We start from the raw sequence: 9,695 nt of genomic DNA, 5'->3' as shown, positions 1-9,695 counted from the left end.
GCTTGCAGGGCGGCCCGCCGGGCCGCCCTTTTCCATGCGGTTGCCGGGCGGCGCGATCCCCTCCACCTGGCCTCGCCGTGCCATGGATCGCCATGACCAGAAGCCTGTCCTTCACGATTGAATCGCCCCTCGCCGATGATCTGGCGCTGCTGTTCGAACGCCACAGCGCCGAGATGCACGCCGACACCCCGCGCGAGTCGATCCACATGATGCCGCGCGAGCAGCTGGTCTCGGCGTCGATCGACTTCTTCGTCCTGCGGCAGGGCCAAGCGCCCTTGGGCATGGCCGCGCTGAAGCGTCTGGACCCCGCGCATGGCGAGATCAAGTCGATGCATGTCCTGGCCGAGGCGCGCGGCCGCGGCCTGTCGCGGCTGATGCTGGACAGGCTGATCGACCATGCCCGGCGGCGGGGGCTGAACCGGCTGTCGCTGGAAACCGGGGCCCAGGCCAGCTTCGCCGCGGCGCGCCGGCTGTACGCCGGGGCGGGCTTTGCCGATTGCCCGCCCTTCGCGGCCTATCGCCCCGATCCCAACAGCGTCTTCATGACCCTGACGCTGTGACTTGCGCATCCCGGCACGATCCCGCAAAACACCGCCAGCGGTCCCGTAGCTCAACTGGATAGAGCAGCCGACTTCTAATCGGCAGGTTGAGGGTTCGATTCCTTCCGGGATCGCCAGCATCCCCCGGGATCTGGACGCGCCGGGGGACCGGCTGTCTAGCCGGGCCGCACCAGGTCCGAAACCCGCGCCCGCAGGCTGTCGGTCAGGAAGCCGATCACCGCGCGTTCGCGCCGCATGGCCCGCACGTCGCGGTGGCAGGTCAGCCAGTAGCTGCGCAGCAGCGTCACGTCCCGGGGCAGGATGATCCGCAGTTCGGGATACTTGACGGCGATGTAATGGGGCAGGACGGCGATCCCCATGTCGTTCCGGGCCGCGGCCAGCTGGTTGAAGATGCTGGAGCTTTTGATCGAAGCCCGGATCCGCGGCAGGACCTCGCCCAGGTAGTCCAGGCCGGGCGCGAAGATCATCTCCTCGATATAGCCGATGATGCGGTGCTGGCGCAGATCCTCGCGCTGCGCGACGGGCGGGGCCGCCGCCAGATAGGCGTCGGTCGCGTAAAGATGCAGCGTATAGTTCGCCAGCCGTTCCGACCGGTAGGGGCCGCTGAAGATCGGGTCCAGGGTGATGGTCATGTCCGCCTCGCGCCGCGACAGCGACAGGATCTGCGGCATGGTGATGAGTTCCAGCGACACGTGCGGGAACCGGGCGATGAAGTCGGGCCACATATAAGTCGAGAACAGGCTGGCGAAGCCTTCCGGCACCGCCAGCCGCAGCGGCCTTGCCTGGCCCGATGCGCCGCCCTGTTCGACGGGAATGGCCTCGGCCGCCTCCTCCATGCGCTCGGCCGTCTCGACCAGGCGGCGGCCTGCGGGGGTCGGCTCGTAGCCGCGGGGATTGCGTTCGAACAGGCGTACGTTCAGCGCCTTTTCCAGACGGTCGATGCGCCGCGAGACGGTCACGTGCGACGTTCCCAGCACCCGCGCCGCCCGGGAAAGCTGCCCCTCGCGCGAGACGGCGAGGAAGAATTGAAGATCATCCCAACTGAGCGGCATCGTTCATATTTGTGCAGAACCTGAACGAATTTAGAAGTCATTGAACGCTTGTGTCAAAGCGGTTTTGCGGTCATCCTGCCGCGCAACGCCGGCTGTTGGAGAGGCCGTCGTCATCATGGACAGGATACGGTCCGGGCTGCGGCCCCCGCTGCCGCGCCATGGGCCTATTCAAGGGAGGTTGAATGCGTAAACTGTTGTTGTCGGCCGCGTCCGTCGGCCTGATCGCTGCGCCCGCCGTGGCCGAGATCTCGGATGGGGTCGTCAAGATCGGCATCCTGAACGACCAGTCGGGCGTCTATTCCGACTTCGGCGGCCAGAACTCCTACCAGGCCGCGCTGATGGCGGTCGAGGATTTCGGGGGCACCGTTCTGGACACGCCGATCGAGGTCGTGACCGCCGACCACCAGAACAAGCCTGACATCGCGTCCAACATCGCCCGCCAGTGGTACGACACCGAACAGGTGGACAGCATCATGGAACTGACCACCTCTTCGGTGGCCTTGGCGGTGCAGGCGCTGTCGCGCGAGAAGAACAAGGTCACCATCACCACGGGGGCTGCCACCACGGAATTGACCGGCGCGCAGTGTTCGCCCTATGGCTTCCACTGGGCCTACGATACCCACGCCCTGGCCGTCGGCACCGGCGGCGCCCTGGTGGAGGAAGGCGGCGACACCTGGTTCTTCCTGACGGCCGATTACGCCTTCGGCTATTCGCTCGAGGAACAGACCAGCGCCTTCGTCACCGAAAACGGCGGCACCATCACCGGGTCGGTTCGCCATCCGCTGGCCACGACCGACTTCTCGTCCTTCCTGCTGCAGGCCCAGGCTTCGGGCGCCAAGGTGATCGGCCTGGCCAATGCCGGCGCCGACACCCAGAACGCCATCAAGCAGGCAGCCGAATTCGGCATCACCCAGGGCGGGCAGAAGCTGGCAGCCCTGCTGTTCACGCTGGCCGATGTGCACGGGCTGGGCGCCGAGGCGGCGCAGGGCCTGAACCTGACCGAAAGCTTCTACTGGAAGCGCAACGCCGAGTCCGAGGAGTTCGGCCGCCGCTTCATGGAGCGCACCGGCGCCATGCCGAACATGGTCCATGCCGGCACCTATTCGGCCGTCATGTCCTATCTGAAGGCGATCGAGGCCGCCGGCACGGACGAAACCGAAGCCGTCGCCGCCAAGCTGCACGAACTGCCGGTCAGCGACGTGTTCGCGCAGAACGGCAGCGTTGCACCCAACGGCCGGATGATCTCGGACGTCTATCTGATGGAGGTGAAGGCCCCGGCCGACATCACCGAGGAATGGGACTACTACAACGTCCTGGCGACCATCCCGGGGGCAGAAGCCTATCTGGATCCGGCCGAAAGCGGCTGCCCGCTGGTCACCCAGTAAGGCGCGCCGATGAACGCTGCGCCAGCCATGACGCAAACCGAGCCGCGGGTGGTCCTGACCGCCCGCGGCCTCGGCAAGGATTTTTCCGGCTTCACCGCCGTCAACAACGTCGATCTGGATGTGGAACATGCCCGCATCCACGCGCTGATCGGACCCAACGGCGCCGGCAAGACCACCGTCTTCAACCTGCTGACCAAGTTCCTGCAGCCCACCCGCGGCAAGATCACGCTGCTGGGTCAGGACATCACCCGCGAACGGCCTGACAAGGTGGCGCGGATGGGGCTGGTGCGGTCGTTCCAGATCTCGGCGGTGTTTCCGCACCTGACGGTGCGCGAGAACGTCAAGGTCGCGCTTCAGCGCCCGGCCGGGCTGGCCGTGCAGTTCTGGAAGCCGCTGTCGTCGCTGGACCGTCTGAATCCGCGGGCGGACCAGTTGATCGACCATCTGGGCCTGACGCCCTACCGCGACCACCGCGCCGCCGATCTGTCCTATGGCCGTAAGCGCGTGCTGGAGATCGCGACGACCCTGGCGCTTGAACCAGAGGTCCTGCTGCTGGACGAACCGATGGCCGGGATGGGCCAGGAGGACGTCCGGATGGTCGCGAACATCATCCGCGACGTGGCGCAGTCGCGCGCCGTGCTGATGGTCGAGCATAACCTGAACGTGGTCGCCGACATCTGCCACCACGTCACCGTGCTGCAGCGCGGAGAGATCATCGCGACGGGCGACTATGCCACGGTCTCTGCCGATCCGCGCGTACGCACCGCCTATATGGGAACCGAGGAATGACGGCCCCGCTTCTGGAAACCGCCGGGCTTCAGGCCTGGTACGGTGAAAGCCACGTGCTGCACGGCGTGGATCTGCACGTCAACGAAGGCGAGATGATCTGCATCCTGGGCCGCAACGGCATGGGCAAGACAACGACCCTTCGGGCGATCATGGGCATCCTGCGCAAGCGCACCGGCCGCATCACCTTCGCCGGCCAGGACATGATGTCCGTGCCCCTGCACAGGACCGCGCGCGCCGGCCTGGGCTTCGTCCCCGAGGAACGCGGCATCTTCGCGACCCTCTCGGTCGAGGAGAACCTGTTGCTGCCGCCGAAGGTCGCCGATGGCGGCATGTCGGTGGCCGAGATCTACCAGCTGTTCCCGAACCTGCAGGAACGCCGCAACAGCCCCGGCACCAAGCTGTCGGGGGGCGAACAGCAGATGCTGGCGATGGCGCGGATCCTGCGCACCGGGGCGCGCTGCCTTCTGCTGGACGAACCGACCGAGGGGCTGGCCCCGGTCATCATCAACGCCATCGGCGACGTGCTGCGCCAACTGAAGCAACGCGGCATGACCGTGGTGCTGGTGGAGCAGAACTTCCGCTTCGCCGCCAAGGTCGCTGACCGCTTCTACCTGATGGACCACGGCACGATGATCGCCGAGTTCCCGGTGGCCGAACTGCCGAACCGGATGGACATGCTGCATCGGGAACTGGGGGTGTGACATGACCATGATCTTCGGAATTCCCGTCCAGGCCCTGATGGGGCAACTGCTGGTCGGGCTGATCAACGGATCCTTCTACGCGCTGCTGTCGCTGGGCCTTGCGGTCATCTTCGGGCTGCTGCGCGTCATCAACTTCGCCCACGGCGCGCAATACATGATGGGCGCCTTCACGGCACTGCTGCTGCTGACCGTGGGGGGTCAACTACTGGCTGGCGCTGATCCTGGCGCCGCTGATCGTGGGGCTTTTCGGCGCCATCGTCGAACGCACCATGCTGTCGCGGCTCTACAATCTGGATCACCTCTATGGCCTGCTGTTCACCTTCGGCCTGGCCCTGGCGATCGAGGGCACCTTCCGCTATTTCTACGGCGCGTCGGGGATGCCCTATGCCCCGCCCGCGGCCCTGACCGGGGCGGTCAACCTGGGCTTCATGTTCCTGCCGATCTACCGCGGCTGGGTGGTGGTGGCCTCGCTCATCGTCTGCCTGGCGGTCTGGTTCATGATCGAAAAGACCAAGCTGGGCGCCTATCTGCGCGCGGCCACCGAAAACCCGACCTTGGTGCAAAGCTTCGGCATCAACGTGCCGCTGCTGCTGACCCTGACCTACGCTCTTGGCGCGGGACTGGCCGGCTTCGCGGGCGTGCTGGCCGCGCCGGTCTACCAGGTCAGCCCGCTGATGGGGTCGAACCTCATCATCATCGTCTTCGCGGTGGTCGTGGTGGGCGGCATGGGGTCGATCCTGGGGGCCATCGTCACCGGCTACATGCTGGGCGTGGTCGAAGGGCTGACCAAGGTCTTCTACCCCGAGGCCTCGAACATCGTGATCTTCGTCATCATGGCGATCGTCTTGATCCTGCGGCCTGCGGGCCTTTTCGGAAAGGATGCCTGACATGGCCGGCAAATCCGAACCCATCGCCGTCGAACATGTCGCGGTCCATCCCCGGGCGGGCACCATCCAGCTTGCGCTGCTGGCCGTGATCCTGGCCGGGCTGCTGCTGGCGCCGCAGTTCCTGTATCCGATCTTCCTGATGAAGCTGCTGGCCTTCGGCCTGTTCGCGGCGGCTTTCAACCTGCTGCTGGGATACACGGGCCTGCTGTCCTTCGGCCACGCCGCCTTCTTCGGCGGCGCGGCCTATTTCACCGCTCATGCCGTCAAGGTCTGGGGCTGGTCGCCCGAGGCCGGGATCCTGCTGGGCGTCCTCGGCGCCGCCGGCCTGGGGCTGATCATGGGCGCCATCGCCATCCGCCGCCAGGGCATCTATTTCGCGATGATCACCCTGGCCCTGTCGCAGATGTTCTTCTTCTTCTGCCTGCAGGCGGGCTTCACGCATGGCGAGGATGGCATCCAGTCGGTTCCGCGCGGCGTCCTGTTCGGCATCTTCGACCTGAGCCAGCCGATGACCATGTATTACTTCGTCCTCGCGGTGTTCATCCTGGGGATGCTGATCATCTGGCGCTTCGTGAACTCGCCCTTCGGGATGATCCTCAAGTCGATCCGAGAGAACGAGCAGCGGGCGATCTCGCTGGGCTATTCGGTCAGCCGCTACAAGCTGGGGGCCTTCGTGATGTCTGCCGCGCTTGCCGGGCTTGCCGGGGGCGTCAAGGCGCTGATCTTCCAGTTCGCCACCCTGACCGACGTCACCTGGCAGATGTCGGGCGAGGTGATCCTGATGACCCTGCTGGGCGGCATCGGCACGCTGGCCGGCCCGGTCGTCGGCGCCGGGCTGGTGGTGACGCTGCAGAACTATCTGGCCACCTCGGACTTCCCGGTGACGATCATCACGGGCGTGGTGTTCATGGTCTGCGTGCTGGTCTTCCGGCGCGGGCTGATCGGAGAGTTCTTCGCCTCGAAATTGGGCCGCAAGCTGGGCTTCCGGCCGGAAAGCTGATCCCTGGCGGCCCCAGCCCGGGGCCGCCCTTCGGAGAATCCGCATGGAAAGCTACGATTACATCATCATCGGCGCAGGCAGCGCCGGATGCGTGCTTGCCAACCGCCTGTCGGCAGATCCCCGGGCGCGCGTCCTGCTGCTCGAGGCGGGGGGCCGCGACAACTATCACTGGATCCACATCCCGGTGGGCTATCTCTACTGCATCGGCAACCCGCGCACCGATTGGGGCTTCCGGACCGAGGCCGAGGCGGGGCTGGCAGGGCGGTCGCTGCTCTATCCGCGGGGCCGGGTGTTGGGCGGCTGCTCCTCGATCAACGGAATGATCTACATGCGCGGGCAGGCGGCCGATTACGACGGCTGGCGGCAGATGGGCTGCACGGGCTGGGGCTGGGACGACGTCCTGCCGCTGTTCAAGGCGCAAGAGGACTACTATCGCGGCGCCGACGACGCGCATGGCGCGGGCGGAGAGCTGCGGGTGGAAACCGCCCGCGTCCGCTGGGCCGTCCTGGACGCCTTCATGGAGGCTGCGGAACAGGCGGGCATCCCCCGCACCGGCGACTTCAACCGCGGCGACAACGAGGGCAGCGGCTATTTCGACGTCACCCAGCGCGCCGGCTGGCGGTGGAGCGCGGCCAAGGCCTTCCTGCGCCCCGTCATGGCCCGCCCCAACCTGCGGGTCCTCACCAACGCCGAGGTCGAGCGCCTGGTGATCGACGAAGGCGAGGTGCGGGGCGTCGTCTATCACCACAAGGGCCAGCGCCATGAGGCGCGGACCACGCGCGAAACCGTCCTGTCCGCCGGCGCCATCGGATCGGTGCAGGTGCTGGAACATTCGGGGATCGGCCGCGGCGATGTCCTGCAGGCGGCCGGTATCACCCCGCGGATCGAGGTGCCGTCGCTGGGCGAGAACCTTCAGGACCACCTGCAACTGCGGCTGGTTTACAAGGTCAAGGGCGTGCCCACGCTGAACGAAAAGGCCTCGCGCCTGCTGGGCAAGGCCTCGATCGGACTGGAATACCTGCTCAAGCGGTCGGGACCGATGTCGATGGCCCCCAGCCAGCTCGGCATCTTCGCCAGATCCGGTCCCGACAAGGCGACCGCCGACCTCGAGTTCCACGTCCAGCCCGTCAGCCTCGACAAGTTCGGGGACCCGGTCCATTCCTTCCCCGCCATGACCGCCAGCGTCTGCAACCTGCGCCCCGAAAGCCGCGGCTCGGTCCATGTGACCGGCGCGGATTTCCGGGCCCATCCGGCGATCCGGCCCAACTATCTCTCGACCCCCGGCGACCGCGAGGTGGCGGTGCGCGCCATCCGGCTGACGCGCAAGATCGCCGCGCAACCGGCCTTCACCCGCTTCGATCCCAGCGAGCATGTGCCCGGCATCGCTTTCCAGACCGACGATGATCTGGTCAAGGCGGCGGGCGCGGTGGGGACCACGATCTTCCACCCAGTCGGCACCTGCCGGATGGGCGGCGACGATGGCTCGGTCGTGGATCCGCGGCTGCGGATGCGGGCGGTGGGGCGGCTGCGGATCGCGGACGCCTCGATCATGCCCACCATCACCAGCGGCAACACCAACGCGCCGGCGATGATGATCGCCGAAAAGGCCGCCCGGATGATCCTGGAGGATGCGCGGGCTTGATCCCGCCGCCGCCCGCGGGCAGGCTGGCGAAAGGCAGCGGGACCCCGGCATGACCCTTCCCTTCACCTGCGAGAAGGCCCCCGCATCCGGTTCGCGCGGCGTGGTGGTCGCCAACGCCCCCCTGGGCGCCATGGCGGGGTCCGAGATGCTGGCCGTCGGCGGCAATGCCGTGGACGCCGCCGTTGCCGCCCTGCTGACGCTGACCGTGGTCGAGCCGATGATGGTCGGCGTCGCGGGCGGGGGGATCGCGCATCTGCGGCTGGCGGACGGCCGGCATGTGGTGATCGACGCGCTGTCGGTGGCCGGGCAGGGGGCCCGGGCGGACATGTTCACCCCGGTGTCGGACCGGCCCGAGACCTGGATGGAAACCGAGGGGCGGCGCAACCGCATCGGGCCTTCGGCGGTGGCGGTCCCGGGCAACCTGCGCGGCTGGTTCCTGATGCAGCGCCGATACGGGCGGCTTACCTGGGCCGATGTGGTGGAGCCCGCGATCCGGACCGCCGCCCGCGGCTTCGCCGTCAGCCCCTATCTGCACGGCGCGATCCTTGAACATCGCGACGACCTGCTGGCCGATCCCGACATGGCGCGGGTCTTCCTGCCCGACGGGACCGCGCTTCCGCCCGGCGCCCGGCTGGTGATGGGCGATTACGCCGACAGCCTGCGCCTGATCCAGGTCCAGGGCGATGCCGCCCTGCATGGCGGAGCCCTGGGGCGCGCCTTGGCTCTGCGTCTGGCCGCGGGCGCGGGCCATGTCACGCTGGACGATCTGGCGGCCGCCCGCGCGGTCGAGCGGCACGCGATCCTGGGCACCTATCGCGGCCACACCGTCGCCGGCCCGCCGCCGCCCGCATCCTCGGGCGTCCATGTCGTCCAGATGCTGAACATGCTCGAGCCGTTCGACCTGCGCGGCATGGGCTTCGGCGATCCGGAGGCGATGGATCTGATGGCCCGCGCCATGACGCTGGCCTTCCGGGATCGGCGGCAGGCATCAGGCGATCCCGATTTCGTGCAGGTCCCGGTGGACCGTTTCACCTCCAAGGAGGATGCCCGGCGGCGGATGGGGCACGAAAGCCGCGACACCACCCATGTCACCGTGGCCGATGCCGACGGCATCATCGTCAGCGCGACCCATACGATCAACGGGCTGTGGGGCGCCTGCTTCATGGTCCCGGGCACCGGGATCATCCCCAACAACTACATGCTGAACTATGACCCGCGCCCGGGCGGGGCGCTGTCGGTGGCGCCGGGCAAGCGGGTGCCGACCTCGATGGCGCCGATGATCGTGCTGCGGGACGACCGGCCGGCCTTCGCGCTTGGCCTGCCGGGGGGCGTGCGCATCTTTCCCTCTGCCATGCAGGCGATCGTCAACCTGATCGACCACCGCATGACGCTGCAGCAGGCGGTCGAGGCCCCGCGGCTGTGGACGGAAGGCCATCACCTGGAACTGGAGCCCGCCTACGGCGCGCAGGCCGATGCCATGCGCGCCCGGGGCCACGAGGTGCGGCTGGTCAAGACCATCGGCGGCGGCATGAACGCCATTTCCTTCGCCGCCGACGGCACCATGACCGGGGCGGCCTGCTGGCGCGCGGACGGCACCGTGGTGGCCCAGGGCGGCGGGCTGGCCCGCCCCGGCATCCGCTTCGTCGTCTGACGATCCGGCGGCAGGCCGGGGGCGGCGT

The 9,695-nt window shown here is 67.7% G+C and carries 8 protein-coding genes, 1 tRNA gene and 1 pseudogene; 9 read left to right on the top strand and 1 reads right to left on the bottom strand.

Annotation, left to right across the window (positions count from 1 at the left end):
• Nucleotides 1-92 precede the first annotated feature (92 nt).
• Both ACZ1HC_RS11940 and ACZ1HC_RS11935 read left to right on the top strand, forming a co-directional pair.
• Nucleotides 93-560: a GNAT family N-acetyltransferase gene (locus ACZ1HC_RS11940; protein ID WP_472700175.1), complete on the top strand. Its 468-nt coding sequence runs from the start codon at nucleotides 93-95 to the stop codon at nucleotides 558-560.
• Nucleotides 561-599: 39 nt separating this feature from the next.
• Nucleotides 600-676: transfer RNA gene (locus tag ACZ1HC_RS11935), tRNA-Arg, on the top strand.
• A 39-nt stretch (nucleotides 677-715) separates the two neighbouring features.
• Here the strand turns inward: ACZ1HC_RS11935 and ACZ1HC_RS11930 are convergent.
• A complete protein-coding gene (locus ACZ1HC_RS11930; RefSeq protein WP_472700174.1) occupies nucleotides 716-1,612 on the bottom strand; it encodes a LysR family transcriptional regulator in 897 nt (298 codons plus the stop codon).
• Between the two features lie 182 nt (nucleotides 1,613-1,794).
• On the opposite strand from ACZ1HC_RS11930, the gene ACZ1HC_RS11925 reads away from it, so the two are divergent.
• The 7 genes and pseudogenes from ACZ1HC_RS11925 to ggt all read left to right on the top strand — a co-directional run bounded on the left by ACZ1HC_RS11925 (nucleotide 1,795) and on the right by ggt (nucleotide 9,667).
• On the top strand, nucleotides 1,795-2,997 hold the full coding sequence (locus ACZ1HC_RS11925; protein ID WP_472700173.1) for an ABC transporter substrate-binding protein: 1,203 nt from the start codon (nucleotides 1,795-1,797) through the stop codon (nucleotides 2,995-2,997).
• A gap of 9 nt (nucleotides 2,998-3,006) precedes the next feature.
• Nucleotides 3,007-3,786 carry an ABC transporter ATP-binding protein gene (locus ACZ1HC_RS11920; protein ID WP_472700172.1) on the top strand — a complete coding sequence of 260 codons (780 nt, stop codon included), beginning with the start codon at nucleotides 3,007-3,009 and terminating at the stop codon, nucleotides 3,784-3,786.
• Entirely contained in the window at nucleotides 3,783-4,487 is a 705-nt protein-coding gene (locus ACZ1HC_RS11915; protein ID WP_472700171.1) for an ABC transporter ATP-binding protein, read from the top strand. The genes ACZ1HC_RS11920 and ACZ1HC_RS11915 overlap by 4 nt, the downstream gene beginning before the upstream one ends.
• Nucleotide 4,488: 1 nt before the next feature.
• A pseudogene (locus ACZ1HC_RS11910) lies at nucleotides 4,489-5,374 on the top strand (branched-chain amino acid ABC transporter permease).
• 1 nt (nucleotide 5,375) lies between these two features.
• Nucleotides 5,376-6,374 carry a branched-chain amino acid ABC transporter permease gene (locus ACZ1HC_RS11905; RefSeq protein ID WP_472700170.1) on the top strand — a complete coding sequence of 333 codons (999 nt, stop codon included), beginning with the start codon at nucleotides 5,376-5,378 and terminating at the stop codon, nucleotides 6,372-6,374.
• Nucleotides 6,375-6,417: 43 nt separating this feature from the next.
• The gene (locus ACZ1HC_RS11900; RefSeq protein ID WP_472700169.1) at nucleotides 6,418-8,016 is read left to right on the top strand and encodes a GMC family oxidoreductase; all 1,599 of its coding nucleotides are present in this window, start codon (nucleotides 6,418-6,420) and stop codon (nucleotides 8,014-8,016) included.
• Between the two features lie 49 nt (nucleotides 8,017-8,065).
• Nucleotides 8,066-9,667, top strand: coding sequence for a gamma-glutamyltransferase (gene ggt / locus ACZ1HC_RS11895; RefSeq protein WP_472700168.1), 1,602 nt, complete (start codon nucleotides 8,066-8,068; stop codon nucleotides 9,665-9,667).
• Nucleotides 9,668-9,695 lie beyond the last annotated feature (28 nt).

The sequence above is a fragment of the Paracoccus sp. BR5-17 genome (assembly GCF_055693925.1).
Note: the sequence above shows the minus strand (reverse complement) of the source record. Positions and strands in the feature narration are given on the sequence as shown.

Excerpts from the sequence above, each read along its gene's own strand:
- ACZ1HC_RS11940 (WP_472700175.1), top strand. The coding sequence starts at position 93 with ATGACCAGAAGCCTGTCCTTCACGATTGAATCGCCCCTCGCCGATGAT.
- ACZ1HC_RS11930 (WP_472700174.1), bottom strand. The coding sequence starts at position 1,612 with ATGCCGCTCAGTTGGGATGATCTTCAATTCTTCCTCGCCGTCTCGCGC.
- ACZ1HC_RS11925 (WP_472700173.1), top strand. The coding sequence starts at position 1,795 with ATGCGTAAACTGTTGTTGTCGGCCGCGTCCGTCGGCCTGATCGCTGCG.
- ACZ1HC_RS11920 (WP_472700172.1), top strand. The coding sequence starts at position 3,007 with ATGAACGCTGCGCCAGCCATGACGCAAACCGAGCCGCGGGTGGTCCTG.
- ACZ1HC_RS11915 (WP_472700171.1), top strand. The coding sequence starts at position 3,783 with ATGACGGCCCCGCTTCTGGAAACCGCCGGGCTTCAGGCCTGGTACGGT.
- ACZ1HC_RS11905 (WP_472700170.1), top strand. The coding sequence starts at position 5,376 with ATGGCCGGCAAATCCGAACCCATCGCCGTCGAACATGTCGCGGTCCAT.
- ACZ1HC_RS11900 (WP_472700169.1), top strand. The coding sequence starts at position 6,418 with ATGGAAAGCTACGATTACATCATCATCGGCGCAGGCAGCGCCGGATGC.
- ggt (WP_472700168.1), top strand. The coding sequence starts at position 8,066 with ATGACCCTTCCCTTCACCTGCGAGAAGGCCCCCGCATCCGGTTCGCGC.